The following is a 15140-nucleotide window of genomic DNA, read 5'->3' as shown; positions in this document are numbered from 1 at the left end:
CAACTGTTCGCCAAGTTGAGCGCTCATCGGACTTCAGGCCATTCCTTCTAGCAGAACCGAAACTTGGCGCCAAAATTTTCGTCCTTGAGAAAACTTAGGCGGTCCGCCTGAGATACGTTTATTCTGGACTCGAACCCGCCATTCGCTGCGCCGTGCACCGATGACCACAATGCGGTCTCAGGCCGCACTGCTCCAAGCAGAAGCATTCGTCGCGTAGAAAATCACACGAAAAGAAGCCCGATGACATTGCTACCGGCAGGCGCGTCGCTCGAACCCACTTGGCCGCAAAAGAGTGTTTAGCAAGCGCGTACGGTTGCCGCGCTTGCCGTAATCGGTCAGCGAGTTTTGTTGATTAGCGGGCGAAACCACCAACCTGGTCGTAAAAGACGGCACCGAAGCCGGCCAACCCTTCGCGAACGCCACCCTCAGCGGGTCCATAAACCGCAAGCCCCGTTGGGGCTAGAATTGCAAGGAAACGCTCCGCGAAGTTTTCTCCAAAATTGCCCAGATGAATTCCCGCATCACTGTTGGTCTCGTACCGCTCATAGATGTGCACGGTGTTGCCACTACGGTGCCATTCGTAGCTCTTAGCTCCATCCTCGGCCTTGGTTGCGACAACCATCTCCGCCATTAGAGCATCGAAAGCTGAGTCCTGTCCTTCGGCGAGATCAAGGGTCAACACCCAATAGATGTCATCGGTGGCGTCTAGATGAGCGCCTGCAATCGCCGGCACGTTCAATGGAAAGGTCAGCAATCCAATTGCCATCGCTGAGCTGCAAAGAAGTGGTTTCAAAAATTTCATCGTTGTGTCCCCCTGTTAAACGTTCGCAAAATGGGACGAGCTACCGCCTCCATGGCTCACGTATCGGGTACCCTAACCGAAATCTGCATATGTGTATGCTCAAAGGTGCGGTTACTTCGCTGCAGAATTTATTTCGTGCCAGGGACAATCAAGACAAGCGGCTGCCATGGGCTCAGAGCAGCCGTTCGCTGCAGGAGGCGCCAACGACTGCTTTGCGGACGAAGCAGAAATTGATCGTTGGTCTGACGAAGTTCCTACTCGGCCTGCAAAGCGTGGATATCCATCGTCACTCTGTAGGAACGATTTTGATTTACCGCCTGACAAAGCCTGGCCAACTTAGTGCGCGCTGAAAACAATGCGGTTTTATCCAGGTGCCATTCGCTCAACATGGTTATGTAATAGTCGAGCGGCGTTAGCCCACGCTCCATGAAAAAGGGATCACCCGAAATAGCGGTCTCGATGACGTCAAAGACCGCATCATAATCTGCAAGCGCCTTTTCCGCGACCTGAGCAACAGCACTTTCGTCCTGTGCGTAGCGTTCCGGGTGTCCGACGCGGCCCGCGGTCATGTATCCCGAGGTGGTCAGAACATTTAACCAGAAGAGAAAAGCGGCCCGGTCCTTGTCGCCTGGCGCGGGGGCGAACCCGGCTTCGGAATAAAGTTCGCTCAGAAGCGTGATGATTGCGCCTGTTTCGCCTATGGTTTCGCCATCCGGACCTTGGAGGGCGGGGACGCGTCCGGCTGGATTGCGGCGCCTGTATGCCTCTGAAAGGTGTTCACCGGCACCCATATCCACATATTTAAGCTGATATCTGACGCCGATCTCCTCCAGCGTGGCTTGCACCACAATCGAGCCGGCCAGGTACTCCCAGAAAAGCGTGAAAATCGGTTCTGTCGTATTCGGCATTTCAGTTCCGCTCGCGCGTCGTTCGCTCCTCACCCTTCATTGTCGTGGCTTGTCTTTTTTTGCACGCGTCTTTTTATTTGATGGCTTTAAAGAAAATCTTTAGCGTCACCACATGCGACTGACCCACCTGAATGCGCTGCGCGCCCTGGACGCAACGTTGCGTCACGGAAGTTTCACGGAAGCGGCCCTTGAGCTGGGCATTACCCCGGCTGCGGTTGGACAACGCGTCAGGTCGCTGGAGCTGTACCTCGGGAAGGATGTGTTCATCCGATCAAGCACCGGGATCGAGCCGACTGCGGACGCTCGAAACGTGGCTAGTCATCTCACTGAAGGATTTGCAAAGGTTGCTGTTGCTCTGGATGCTCTGGCACAGACTAAGTCGGAGTACGCACTGCGGGTCACCCTGCCAGAATCCTTCGCAGAGAATTGGCTGGCGCCCTCGCTCTCCGGCTTCAATCACCAAAACCCAGAGGTGGATTTGCACCTTGATGCGTCCAATCGTGATGTGGATCTGATGGTCGAGGAGTTTGATTTGGCAATCAGATACGGCGCAACCAGTGGACACCACTTTGAAGAGCGTGTGCTGTTCGGCGACTTCGTTGTACCGGTTTGCTCCCCGGAATTCGCCAAACAATATGCGTTGAACGCCGGGCTCCGCTCATTGGAAGGCGTTCCCTTGGTCCACGTTACGAACCGCACAGGGGACCCTGGCTGGGTCGGGTTCGAAAAATGGGGCGAGAAGTTCAATTTTGACCTTGCGCACCTAAGTCACGGCGTTCGTTTTTCGAAAACCGGTTCCGGACTTCAGGCTGCAATCGCTGGTCAGGGATTGGTTCTCTGTGGAGTTGTCGAAGCCTTCCACGCACTTTGTTCCGGATCGCTTATCCTGCCCTTCGGAACCCGGTTGAAGTCCGAGACCCGCTACCAGTACCGACTCGTTTGGCTTCAGTCTCGCGCAAGCTCCGCACCGGCGAATAAATTCGTCAGGTGGATGGAGGCACGGGCAGCGGAATTTCGTGACGCACTATCACGTATGTAACTTCCATGATTTCAGACCGCACAATTTATCAAGGTCCGCTTTGGGCTCGAAGCGGTTATTCGCTGCGCTTTTCGCAAACGACTGCTATGCGGACGAGGCGGACATTGCTTGACCAGCCGCACATTCAGGAAAGCCGCCTGTAATAAGTACGGATCAATAGTGCCATCCAAGGAATGATTTTGTCGACTCTCGTTGACCCGATCAAAACGCGCCGGACATCATTTACAGCTTGTCGTCTAGGTATTTCCCCAAATCCGAATAACTCATATCCACACCAGTATCTTTTAAAAGACTGACATAACTCTCCTTACTCGAGTCTTGTGAATGAACGAGAGCATTGAATCGCGTCTCGAATTCAAGAAGAGACAATTCTGGCATGACACGTTTTTTTAAAACTACCGAAAGATCGCGGAACGGGCTCTCACCCAATGAATCATTGCCGGACACGAACTCTTCAAAGGGTTTCTCTCCAGTGGTATCGACGGGGCTAACGATTACCGGCCATTTCTTGTCGTCAAGTTCTTGTCGAACTGGAACGGATTTCTCGTCGACGAACTCCGGCAGAAATCCCTTTTCAGCCAGGTACCTGTCCACGATGTCTTCAAATGGAATCAGCTTCAGGCCGGCAGTTTCTGAGGGCACCAATATGCTTCTATGAGGCGCCATAACTCCGCTAAGAACACAGATGACGCCGGCTTCAGCCTCGGAAATAAAAAATCGCTTGATGCTTTGCGGAATAACTAGCGGTTGGTCTTCTTCAATTCGCCGATCAAAGCTTTGAAGCAATGAGCCATTTGAAAACGCCACATTTGCGAACCGAGCTGAACTCACCGGCACATTGAACTCGTTCGAAAAAGCGTAGTTTTCCATAACAAGCTTGGAAACACCCATCAGATTGACAGGGTTAGCAGCTTTGTCGGTTGAAACGCAGAAGTATTTGAATTCGGAATTTTGGGAAAGCTCTGAAATAACTCGGTTAGTGGACAGCACATTTGTTTCAATCATTCGTGCCAATGAATAGACATTGCTCTCGCTGCGAACGTGCTTCATGGCAGAGAGATTGAATACATAGTCATAGCTGCGACCGTCCCGGCAAAACAAATTAAAACCGGGCGAATTGACGTCTAGGACGTATGTACGCAGATCTGTCTGGGCCGCCAATGTTCGCGAAACTCTCAACTGGCGCACTAGGTCAGCCAGTTCATTCTCGTTGATGTCCAGTAGATGCAAGACTGCCGGTTCGAAGCTTGCCAGGATTTTGGTAGTAGCATTTCCAATCGAACCAGCCGCGCCTATTACGAGAACCCGCGCGCCTTTTAGGGCGGCCTCGATCTGTTTGCGATGCGCCTCCAGATCAGACAAAAAAAGCGGATTATCGCGGCCAATGACCCGTAGGACCTGTTCGTCAGTAAGCATCGCCTGTCCTCTCGTTAATGAAGATGAGATCCTTCAAACGTTAATACTCGACTGGGACGCAAAAGAAAACGCAATGGGCTCTATCGCTGCACGTGAACAGTCGGGGCTTATTCGGAGTGTGATATGTCGCCGTCAAGCAGATCGTCGATAACGGTCCTCAAACGAGATTCACCCAGTACTTCGACAAATTTTCGGTTGTCAAACGGAGAAGGGAGGTGCGTCAATTGCATAGGGCTGACGCCTCGCGCCGCGTCAATCAAGGCCGTCCCAGATGTGTGAAGTCCGGAGGCAACATTGAATATGCCGCTGAGATCTAATTGGAGGGCTCGAACAATGAACTTGGATACATACCTCAGGTGAATGAAGTCCTTTTCTGCGTTTGGTTGGCGTAGTGTCGGTTTCCCCGTAAGTTGTGCGCTCGACATCAAATCACCGAGGATGGTGCCCGGTTTGGCCACGTCGCCGTACAAATTTGAAGCACGTACAATCAGGTCTTTTTCAGTGTTCAGATGACTCTCAATATTGCGTTTGAAGCGCGCGTATGGGGTATCGGCAAACCGTTGCGAACTCTCACTGTGTCGTTCCGGGGCTGAGGTGTCGTACACAGCGACCGATGAAAAATAGATGACCTTTGACGCCACCTTTGAGAGTACTCGGACGTTATGTTCAGCGGTCTCGACCAACTTCTGATCAGAAGCGTGCTGTCCTGCGTTTGCATCTTCAGACAAATGAATCACGATCGAGCTGCGGTCGATGGTTGGCTGGTTCGGCAATCGACACAACTCTCCATCGACAAACAGATGCATCGGCTCGACAGGGAATCCTTGGGAAGACAATCTCGACGAAAGATACCGTCCAACATAGCCAGAAGCGCCGCTCATCAATAATCTGGATGTCATTCTTGCAGACCACACATTGTTTTGGCTTGCTCTTGCCAAGCGAGCCTTGGCCGTCATTTTGGCAATTCAAGCTATGGAAAGTAGTGTGGATACCGGTGTAAGTAAATGACCCGGGAACAGTGGTCTGCATGGCTTGGTGGATTGACTTGTCAGTTAGAGTCAGACCCACCTAAAACGAAAAAGACTGTGGTCCTATTTGGGCTTAAATCAAACAGTCGCTGTGCTGCTTTCGAATGACCGTTATTGACGGTAGCCAGCCACGCTATTGGTTCCCTCTGTCTCGTTCTGACCGTCATCTGCCATGCGCTGAAGAGTCTTGACGCAAGGCTCGTAGTCGAGTTGTTGGTGTCCCGCGATCTCGGTCGGCGTCTGCTTCCCTGCCTTGCGAGCTATGCGGATCGCTTTGCAGGTTTCGCTGCCAGAGACATCAGAGGTGCGTCCAAGGTCACGCCGGTCCCTTGGCGTTTGTGAACCTCCGCCAAGACATACTGCACATCCTTGACGTGCATCGAAGCGACAACCGCCATCAAAACGCAGGAACGTGCGTAGCCGGAGAGACGGAGGCGCCGAACCGTGGAGAGTTTACCCCAAGCCTCTGGGTCGTCATCTAGCGATAAGTCGAAGTGTCAGGGGCTGGTCTGGTCCGTCTGGAAAAGGATTGGGAACCAGTCTTCGCGCAAGGGTTCGCCGGGGTGCATGTTGTGACCGGGAAAGGGTGGCGAGGTGGGGCCGGGGCGCTGGGTGTAGCGGGCATCGTCGCCGACGAGGCGTAGGGAAAATGCGCGGCGACGGGTGCTGGTGGTGTTGCCGCGGGCTCCGTGGAGGGTGGCGAAATTAAAGGCGACCGCGTCGCCGGGCTCCATTTCCCATTCGCGGATGTCCATACCTTCGGCGTCGGGATCGGGAACGGGCATGTAGGCGTCGCTGTCGGGGTAGAAATTCGTTTCGGCCAGCCAGCGCGTCGGCAGGACGGGCTTGTCCCAGAGGTGGCTGCCGGCGACGCAGCGCAGGCTGTTGTCCCGGACCGGATCAAGCGGCGACCAGAAGCTGATGTTCTGTGTGCCGTCGACAAAGTAATAGGGCGCATCCTGATGCCAGGGCGTGGCTTTGGTGGTGCCGGGTTCCTTGACGAGGATGTGTTCATGGAACATCTGCACGCGGCTTGAGCCCATGAGATCGGCGGCGATCCGGGCGGCGGCGGAGGTGCGGATCGTGTCTTCGAATTCGGGGATGCGGGTCCAGTTGCAATAGTCGTCGAAGAAGCGGCCGCTTTCGCCCGCTTTGGTATTTTCAGCACCATATGGGCCGGGGTCGGCCATGTTGCGGTCTATTCCGGCGCGCAGGGTGTCGACGTGGTCTGCAAAGAGGCCCTTGATCAGGACGACGCCATCGCGCTGGTAGTCGTCGATATCGCTTTGAGTGATGGAATGTGTCACGCGCGCGCCTTTCGAATTCTGCAGGTATCCTAGGGCAAGTGTTTTGGCGGCGCCATGACGGAACGAGATGATCTCCGTCGCGCCTGGCCGGGATCGCGCCGCACAAAGATCGCGCGAGCCGATTGGCCCGCGAGGTCGATGATCTTTGTTTGAAGTACCCGACAACCTGTTGGCTGTTTTTTGGAGCGGGCGATGAGATTCGAACTCACGACCCTAACCTTGGCAAGGTTATGCTCTACCCCTGAGCTACGCCCGCATCCTTGGGTGAGGCGGAGATATAAACTCCGCGCGGGACTGGCAAGGGAAAAATTCGCGCGCTTTGCGGTTTTTCGCGTGGGGTTTGGCGGTGGCGCTGGGCGTCGGCCTGTCGAAATTCGCGCGAGCGTGGGGCTTTGGCGGTGGTCTGCGGGCTTACCAGTCCACAGGTGCGGGGGTTGCAGACAGGATTTGCGAGATCTGGCGTGCGGTTTTCGGCGCCATCTCGGGAAGCAGGGCGCGGGTGGTGTAGCTGCCATACATCTTGCCGTCGTCACCGAAGAAGTACCAGTCGCGCACCTGATCGGTCTCGAAGGCGATGGCGTCTCCGGCGCGTTTTGCGTTGTTGGATTTCGGTTCGTTTGCCAGAAGGCCCACGTAGCGGCCATCGCGCTTTGCGAAAGGGGTCACCCAGATGGTTTCCGGGTCGCCGCCATAGCCGGTAAGAACGATCTTCAGGGCCGCGTTCTGGCGGGCACGGCCTTTGTCGTCGAGGGCGAAGTCGAGGAAGGTCGACAGATGCACACGAGCCTTTTCTTCGGCCAAGGCAATGGCGGCGAGGCGGACTTGCGATGCCTTGTGGGCTTTGGGCGGGCTGGCCTGTGCCGGGCCGACGCTGTAGCCCGCGTTTGCCGCGACGAAGTTCACGCTGAGGAGGACGAGGCCGAAGACGCGTCCGCGCATTTTCCAGTTCATCATAGCGCTCCTACGCTGCCGTTTGGTCGAAACTCGGCTGCGAATGAGGCGGATTGACTACAACAATGGGGCAAAAACTGGATAATTGGGGCCATTCGCGAAACGCCGATACGATCGCTTAGGACCGGTCTAAAGGTGGCGCGTTGCGATATGGTTAATGGCTATTTTGCTCGGGTCCCGCCGGTGCAGGGGGCTCAGCCCCGGCCTGCGGCCTCCCCCGGATTTTTTGGACCCAAAGACCTTGGTGTGTTGTGTTGTGCCGGCGCGGGCAATAGGGTTCAGTTCATGAAACAAGTTCCAAAACCGACGACCGATGAGGCTCTTATTCAGGAATTTCTGAACAAGGGCGGTAAAGTGAGCAAGGGCAAGACAAAGCCGTTGGCGGCTGAGCTGGGCTTGAGCAACAATGTCTGGAACAACAAACTGACCAAGGACGAGAAGGCGGCGCGCGACAAGACGTGAGGGGGGGCCGGGTTTCAGCGGCTTGAAATGAAAAAGGCCGCCCGTTCAGGGCGGCCTTTTCGTTGGTTTACTCTCTCGGATCAGTGAGAGAACTTCTTGATTTCGCCCGACTTCAGGCGGCTGCCGTAGGACTGCAGCTCGGTGCGGACGACCTTCATCAGGAAGTAGAGGCAGAAGATGTTCACCACGGCCATTGCAAAGATCGCGGCATCGGAGAAGTCGATGACCGGACCGAGGTTGGCGGCGGCGCCAATGACGATGAAGACGCAGAAGATGAGCTTGAAGATAAGCTCGGTGGTCTTGCCTTCGCCAAAGAGGTAGGTCCATGCCTTCAGGCCGTAGTAGGACCACGAGATCATCGTCGAGAAGGCGAACAGGATCACCGCAATCGCTAGAACGAACGGGAACCAGCTGATAGCCGAGCCGAAGGCTGCGGATGTCAGAGCGACGCCGGAGTTGTCACCGACGGTTGCAATGGCGGATCCGCCTTCGTTCAGCATGTAGAGGCCGGTTGTCTGGTCGATGAGAAGCTGACCTGAAATGGTGATTACAAGCGCCGTCATCGTGCAAATGATGACAGTGTCGATCAGCGGTTCGAGCAGCGACACAAAGCCCTCGGTGATCGGCTCTTTGGTTTTCACCGCGGAGTGTGCGATCGCCGCCGAGCCGACGCCGGCTTCGTTCGAGAACGCGGCCCGCTTGAAGCCTTGGATCAGAGCGCCGACGAAGCCGCCTGCAACGCCGAGGCCGGTGAAGGCACCTGCGAAGATTTGGCCGAACGCCCAGCCGATCAGGTCGGCGTTGACGATCAGAACGATCAGCGAGGCACCGACGTAGAGGATGCCCATGAACGGCACGACTTTTTCGGTCACGCGCGCGATCGACTTGATGCCGCCCACGATGACGGCGAAGACGACGCCCGCGAAGACAAGGCCAGTGATCCAGCCGGGGTAGTCTCCGGTGATCTGGGTGATCTGCACATGCGCCTGGTTGGCCTGGAACATGTTGCCGCCGCCGAGGGCGCCGAGGATACAGAAGACCGAGAACAGGACCGCGAGGATCTTACCGCCCGGCAGGCCCAATTCGTTGAAGCCTTTCGAGATGTAGTACATCGGGCCGCCTGAGACGGTGCCGTCGGGGTATTCGTTGCGGTATTTCACGCCGAGCGTACATTCGGTGAACTTCGAGGCCATGCCGAGGAGGCCTGCGAGAATCATCCAGAAGGTGGCTCCGGGGCCGCCGATGCCCACGGCTACTGCGACGCCTGCGATGTTTCCAAGGCCGACGGTGCCCGAAAGGGCGGTGGCGAGGGCCTGAAAGTGGCTGACTTCGCCCGCGTCATTGGGGTCGGAGTAGTCGCCCTTGACCAGCGAGATCGCGTGGCCGAAGAAGCGGAATTGCACGAAGGCGAAGTAGATCGTGAAGACCGATGCGCCGATCACGAGCCACATCACGATCCACGGGAAGGACGTACCGGGGATCGGTGCAAAGATGAAGTTGACGAAGGGGCCGGTGAAGTTGGCAAACGCGGTGTTGACGCGTTCGTCGAGGGTTGCGGCGGCTTCCTGGGCCGACGCCGGTAGGGCGACCGCAAAGAGCGCCGCCACTGCAAAGAGCAGGTTCATTAGCTTGTTCATGGGTCTAATCCTTAAGCCACGACCGTGACGGGAACGCGCGCGTTCATCACAAGGTTTGCGGTTGAGCTGCCGAAGATGCGGGAGGTGATGCCCCCTTCGCTTGAGCGCGCGATGATGATCTGGCTTGCGCCTTCATCATGGGCAATGGCGTCGAGCGTATCGGCGACATTGCCGTGGCGCACCCGTCCGCGGGCGTTGAAGCCGGCTTCGGAAAGCGCTGCGACGGCTGGATTGACGACCCTTTCGAGTGCCGTTGAGATTTCTTCTTCGCGACGCTTGTGGCGTTGTTCGTTTTCTTCTGGCGTCTGGAATGTAAACGGCGACCATTCGATCACGTAGGCGACGATCAACTCGCAATCGTCGACCCGCTTCGCAATGCCTTTGGCAAATTCGAGGGCTTTTTTCCCCGAACTATGACCATCGAGTCCTATTAGAAGTTTCATTTAACTGTCCCTTGGATTTTTCTTTTTTTCGAGCCGGGCAGGGTAGTCGTTTGGAATATGTGCAAAAATCGGCGTCCCTGAAGGCTCACATCCATGCTAGGACAAGAATTGTGTTCGGTCTATATTCTTGAGTTCATGCCGGGTTGAACGATACAGGACAGCGCAGGGCCGCGCGCCGTCTCGAGCATGCCTTCACGACTTTTGCTCGAGAAATAAGATTGTATTTCAGGCAACTACGGCTTGTTCTTCAACCATTTTCTTGATCGATTGAGACGTATGCACCGCGTTTTCACGCGGTGCAGCCGGGGTTATTCGAATTCGATCAGTAGGTCTTTGGCGTCTATCTGGGCGCCCGGAGTGACATTCACGGCCTTGATCGTGGCGTCGCGCTCGGCGTGGATGCCGGTTTCCATCTTCATCGCTTCGATGGTCAGCATGAGGTCGCCCTCTTTCACCTTGCCGCCGGATTGCACGGCGACGGAGGCGACGACCCCAGGCATGGGGGCGCCGACGTGGTTTTCGTTGCCAAGCTCGGCTTTTGGCCGGGCAGCTTGCGCACCCTTGGACGAGCGGTCCTGCACGCGCACGATCCGGGGCTGGCCGTTCAACTCGAAGAAGACTTTCGCTTCGCCTTCGGCATTGGTCTCGGCGATGGCCTGGCAGCGAATTTCGAGGGTTACACCGGGATCGATTTCGACCGAGATTTCCTCGCCGGGTTTCATGCCATAGAAGAAATTCATGGTCGGCAGGGTGCGCACTGGGCCGTAGGTCTGATTGCGCGCGATGTAGTCGAGGAACACCTTGGGATACATGAGGTAGCCGTTCAGGTCTTCGTCATCGATCTCCTTGCCGTCGAGCTGGGCTTGCAAATCCTTGCGGGTTTTCTCGATATCGACGCTCTTGGCGTGAAGGCCGGGGCGGTCGATGGTGGCTTTTTCGCCTTTGAGGATCTTCTTCTGGATTTTCTTCGGCCAGCCTCCGGGGGGTTGGCCGAGGTTGCCTTTCATCATGTCGATGACGCTGTCGGGGAAGGCTACGTCCTTGTCAGGGTTTTCGACATCGGCGCGGGTGAGGTTCTGGCTGACCATCATCAGGGCCATGTCGCCGACGACCTTGGACGATGGCGTGACCTTGACGATATCGCCGAACATCTTGTTCACTTCCGAATACATTTCGGCCACTTCGTGCCAGCGTTCTTCAAGGCCGAGGCTGCGGGCCTGGGCCTTGAGGTTGGTGAACTGGCCACCCGGCATTTCGTGCAGGTAGACCTCGGAGGCGGGGGCCTGAAGGCCGGACTCAAACGCCGCATAATGGCCGCGCACCGCTTCCCAGTAGTTCGACATTTCGCGCACCGCGCCGATGTCGAGGCCGGTGTCGCGGTCTGATCGTGCAAGGGCTTCCACGATGGTACCGAGCGTGGCCTGACTGGTGTTGCCCGAAAGCGCATCCATGGCGCAATCGACCGCATCGACGCCCGCCTCGGAGGCGGCAAGGATGGTCGCGCAGGCGATGCCTGCCGTGTCATGCGTGTGGAAGTGAATCGGCAGGCCGACTTCTTCCTTCAGGGCTTTGATAAGGATGCGCGCTGCGGCGGGTTTCAGGAGGCCGGCCATGTCTTTCAGGCCCAGAACGTGTGCGCCTGCGGCTTTCAAGTCCTTGCCCATGTCGACGTAGTATTTCAGGTCGTACTTGGCGCGCTCGGGGTTCTGGATATCGCCAGTGTAGCAGATCGTGCCTTCGCAGACCTTGTTGTTGGCCACGACCGCGTCCATCGCGACGCGCATGTTATCGACCCAGTTCAGGCTGTCGAAAACGCGGAAGACGTCGATGCCGGTTTCGGCCGCCTGTTTCACGAAGAATTGCACGACGTTGTCGGGGTAGTTGGTGTAGCCGACACCGTTTGCGCCGCGCAGAAGCATCTGGGTCATCAGGTTCGGCATGCGCTGGCGCAGATCGCGCAGGCGTTGCCACGGGCATTCCTGAAGGAAGCGGTAGGAGACGTCGAAGGTGGCACCCCCCCAGCATTCCATCGAAAACAGTTCGGGCAGGTTGGCCGCGTAGGCCGGAGCAGCGTTAATCATATCGATCGAGCGCATCCGCGTGGCCAGAAGTGACTGGTGGCCGTCACGCATCGTGGTGTCGGTGATCAGAAGTTGTTTCTGCTCGAGCATCCAGTCGGCAAGGGCTTCGGGGCCGAATTCCTCGAGGATGTTTCGGGTGCCGGGTTGCGGCGCATCGGTTTTAAGTTTGGGTGCTACGGGCTCGCGGGCGTCGGCGTGGGGTTTCGGACGGCCAGCGGTTTCGGGGTGACCGTTGACCGTGATGTCGGAGATATAGGTCAGGATTTTCGTCGCGCGGTCGCGGCGTTTCTTGAAGTCGAAGAGCTCGGGCGTCTCGTCGATGAATTTGGTGTGATATTCGTTATTGAGGAATGTCGGGTGCTTGAGGAGGTTCTCGACGAAAGCGATATTGGTCGACACGCCGCGGATGCGGAATTCGCGCAGTGCCCGGTCCATGCGGGCAATGGCGGCTTCAGGTGTCGGCGCCCATGCGGTGACTTTTTCCAGCAGGCTGTCGTAGTAGCGCGTGATGACCGCGCCGGAATAAGCCGTTCCGCCGTCAAGGCGGATGCCCATGCCCGTGGCGCCCCGATAGGCGGTTATGCGGCCATAGTCGGGGATGAAGTTGTTGGTCGGGTCCTCGGTCGTCACGCGGCACTGGATGGCGTGGCCGTTCAGCATGACGTCATATTGCGAGGCGGTGCCGGTGGCCTCCATCAGGGATTTGCCCTCGGCGATCTTGATCTGGGCCTGCACGATATCTATGCCGGTGACTTCCTCGGTCACGGTATGTTCGACCTGCACGCGGGGGTTCACTTCGATGAAGTAGAACTCGCCGGTTTCCATATCCATGAGGAATTCGATGGTGCCGGCGCATTCGTAGTTGACGGATTCGGCGATTTTCTTGCCCAGGTTGCAGATGCGTTCGCGCTGTGCGCCTGAGAGGTATGGCGCGGGCGCGCGTTCGACGACCTTCTGGTTGCGGCGCTGGACCGAGCAGTCGCGCTCCCAGAGGTGGTAGATATTGCCTTGGTTGTCGCCGAGGATTTGTACTTCGACGTGGCGGGCCTTGAGGATCATCTTTTCGAGGTATCCTTCGCCGTTCCCGAAGGCGGCTTCGGCTTCGCGGCGGCCTTCAAGGACCTTTTCTTCCAGTTCGTCTTCGCTGTAGATCGGGCGCATTCCGCGGCCACCGCCGCCCCATGAGGCCTTGAGCATCAGAGGGTAGCCGACCTCGGCCGCCTGTTTCTTGATTTTCTTCATGTCGTCGCCGAGGACGTCCGTGGCCGGAATGACCGGCACGTCGGCCTCGATCGCGACCTGGCGGGCGGAGGCCTTGTCGCCAAGGGCGCGCATGGTGTCGGCTTTCGGGCCGATGAAGGTGATGCCGTTCCGGGTGCAGGCGTCGACGAAGTCTGGGTTTTCAGAGAGCAAGCCGTAGCCGGGGTGAATGGCGTCGGCACCACAGGCACGGGCGACGCGGATGATCTCGTCGATGGAGAGATAGGCTGCGACCGGGCCGAGGCCCTTGCCGATCTGATAGGCTTCGTCTGCCTTGAAACGATGGAGGCTGAGTTTGTCTTCTTCGGCGTAGACGGCGACGGTGCGTTTTCCCAATTCGTTGGCGGCGCGCATGACGCGGATGGCGATTTCCCCCCGGTTGGCGATGAGGATTTTCTTGAAGTCAGCCATTGTGGTCGTCCTTTTGCATGCGCAGCATTTTGTTATCGCCCGGCGGGGCGTTGGGCAAGGAGGTTGTTTTGAGTTGCGCCGCGCTGGCGCGCGTCGCGAGGGTGGGGACGCTGTCCCCACACCCCTGTGATATTTTTGAAAGGATGAAGCAGTTCAGGCCCAGTCGGGGCGGATCAGAGCGTTTTTGAGATCGCCGAGTGTGCGAGTGCCAAGGTTGCCCATGACGAGCTCGATGTCGTCTTTGAGGATGTGCATGAGGTGAGGCGGCCCTGCCTCGCCGAGTGCGCCGACGGCGTAGTGCCACGCGCGGCCCATCATTACGAAGTCCGCCCCAAGGGCGAGGGCGCGAAGGATATCGGTGCCGTTGGTGACTCCACTGTCGAAGATGATCGGGGTTTCGGGGATGGCGGCGCGCACCTTGGGCAGTTGGTGGATCGAGGCCGGACCGCCATCGAACTGGCGACCGGTGTGGTTTGACACCCAGATCGCGTCCGCGCCCTTGTCGACCAGGCGCTTTGCGTCGTCGGGTTTCAACACGCCCTTGACGATCATCGGGCCTTTCCACAGCGCGCGCAATTCGTCGATATCCGACCAGCCGGGCTGGCCGCGGATGATGTGACCGGCGTGGGCCATGCTGTCGAACTTGTTGGAACTGTCGACGTAGCTTTCCCCGAACTTGAGACTTGGGATGCCTTCCCTAACCGTGCCGAGGGTCCATGCGGGGTGGGTCATCATCGACCAGATCATCTGTGCATTCAGCCGGGGCGGAATTTGCAGATTGGCGCGCCTCTGCCGCTCGCGGCGGCTGTCGACCGGCACATCGGCCGTCAACACAAGCGTGTGAAATCCCGCTTTGGTGGCGCGCTCCAGCATATCGGCGCGTATGGTCTTGTCCCAGGGCATGTACATCTGGAACCAACCCTGATCGCCGATATAGGGTGCCAGGTCTTCGGGCACGACGGTCGCGGTTGTAGACATTGTGTAGGGCAGGCCGGCTTTGGCACAAGCGGCGGCGAGGATTTTCTCGGCGCGGGGCCACATGATCCCCGACATGCCGACAGGCGCACAGCCGAAGGGCAGATGATAGTCGCGGCCCAAGAAAGTCGTGGACAAATCCGGCGTCATCGGCCCTTCGAGGATGCCCGGCATGAACTGCACGGATTTCAGCGCATCCATATTGCGTTTGTGCTGATCTTCGACGCCCGTCGCGCTGTCGAGGTATTCAAACACGAAATGCGGTACGCGGCGTCGCGCGCGGGCACGCAGGTCAGAAATGGCGGGATAGCGGATATCAAAGCTCATGATCCGTTTAAACCCCTGAAGCGACCAAAGGAAAAGGGCTCTTGGATTTCTCGTGTTAAAAAATATCCCCGCCGGAGGCATCCACCGAGAAAT

The 15140-nt window shown here is 57.4% G+C and carries 12 protein-coding genes and 1 tRNA gene; 2 read left to right on the top strand and 11 right to left on the bottom strand.

What is annotated here, in order from left to right:
• Nucleotides 1–352 precede the first annotated feature (352 nt).
• Both BOA8489_RS17285 and BOA8489_RS17280 read right to left on the bottom strand, forming a co-directional pair.
• Complete coding sequence (locus BOA8489_RS17285) at nt 353–802, bottom strand: putative quinol monooxygenase (protein ID WP_141138327.1); 450 nt, start codon at nt 800–802, stop codon at nt 353–355.
• Between the two features lie 254 nt (nt 803–1056).
• Nucleotides 1057–1710, bottom strand: coding sequence for a glutathione S-transferase family protein (locus BOA8489_RS17280; protein ID WP_093975557.1), 654 nt, complete (start codon nt 1708–1710; stop codon nt 1057–1059).
• Nucleotides 1711–1822: 112 nt separating this feature from the next.
• On the opposite strand from BOA8489_RS17280, the gene BOA8489_RS17275 reads away from it, so the two are divergent.
• Nucleotides 1823–2749 (top strand): LysR substrate-binding domain-containing protein, encoded by a 927-nt coding sequence (locus BOA8489_RS17275; protein WP_093975556.1) that lies wholly within the window; start codon nt 1823–1825, stop codon nt 2747–2749.
• Nucleotides 2750–2971: 222 nt separating this feature from the next.
• Here BOA8489_RS17275 and BOA8489_RS17270 read toward each other — a convergent pair whose 3' ends face one another.
• From BOA8489_RS17270 to BOA8489_RS17250, 5 genes are all read right to left on the bottom strand, one after another.
• Entirely contained in the window at nt 2972–4165 is a 1194-nt protein-coding gene (locus BOA8489_RS17270; protein WP_093975555.1) for a polysaccharide biosynthesis protein, read from the bottom strand.
• A 107-nt stretch (nt 4166–4272) separates the two neighbouring features.
• Entirely contained in the window at nt 4273–5121 is an 849-nt protein-coding gene (locus BOA8489_RS17265; protein WP_093975554.1) for an SDR family oxidoreductase, read from the bottom strand.
• A 569-nt stretch (nt 5122–5690) separates the two neighbouring features.
• Entirely contained in the window at nt 5691–6500 is an 810-nt protein-coding gene (locus BOA8489_RS17260; protein WP_093975566.1) for a phytanoyl-CoA dioxygenase family protein, read from the bottom strand.
• 181 nt (nt 6501–6681) lie between these two features.
• A tRNA-Gly gene (locus BOA8489_RS17255) sits at nt 6682–6756 on the bottom strand.
• Nucleotides 6757–6911: 155 nt separating this feature from the next.
• A complete protein-coding gene (locus BOA8489_RS17250) occupies nt 6912–7451 on the bottom strand; it encodes a DUF2314 domain-containing protein (RefSeq protein ID WP_176440353.1) in 540 nt (179 codons plus the stop codon).
• A 285-nt stretch (nt 7452–7736) separates the two neighbouring features.
• Here BOA8489_RS17250 and BOA8489_RS20540 point away from each other — a divergent pair, with 285 nt between their 5' ends.
• Nucleotides 7737–7913: a hypothetical protein gene (locus tag BOA8489_RS20540; protein ID WP_176440352.1), complete on the top strand. Its 177-nt coding sequence runs from the start codon at nt 7737–7739 to the stop codon at nt 7911–7913.
• 80 nt (nt 7914–7993) lie between these two features.
• On the opposite strand, the gene BOA8489_RS17245 is transcribed toward BOA8489_RS20540, so the two are convergent.
• From BOA8489_RS17245 to BOA8489_RS17230, 4 genes are all read right to left on the bottom strand, one after another.
• Complete coding sequence (locus BOA8489_RS17245) at nt 7994–9550, bottom strand: alanine/glycine:cation symporter family protein (RefSeq protein WP_093975552.1); 1557 nt, start codon at nt 9548–9550, stop codon at nt 7994–7996.
• 11 nt (nt 9551–9561) lie between these two features.
• The gene (locus BOA8489_RS17240; RefSeq protein WP_093975551.1) at nt 9562–9993 is read right to left on the bottom strand and encodes a universal stress protein; all 432 of its coding nucleotides are present in this window, start codon (nt 9991–9993) and stop codon (nt 9562–9564) included.
• Nucleotides 9994–10301: 308 nt separating this feature from the next.
• Nucleotides 10302–13745: a pyruvate carboxylase gene (locus BOA8489_RS17235; RefSeq protein WP_093975550.1), complete on the bottom strand. Its 3444-nt coding sequence runs from the start codon at nt 13743–13745 to the stop codon at nt 10302–10304.
• A 153-nt stretch (nt 13746–13898) separates the two neighbouring features.
• On the bottom strand, nt 13899–15047 hold the full coding sequence (locus tag BOA8489_RS17230) for an alpha-hydroxy acid oxidase (RefSeq protein ID WP_093975549.1): 1149 nt from the start codon (nt 15045–15047) through the stop codon (nt 13899–13901).
• Between the last annotated feature and the right edge of the window lie 93 nt (nt 15048–15140).

The organism is Boseongicola aestuarii (assembly GCF_900184815.1).
GTDB classification, from domain to species: domain Bacteria; phylum Pseudomonadota; class Alphaproteobacteria; order Rhodobacterales; family Rhodobacteraceae; genus Boseongicola; species Boseongicola aestuarii.
The sequence above is the reverse complement of the archived record's forward strand: the minus strand, read 5'-3'. Positions and strand labels throughout refer to the sequence as shown.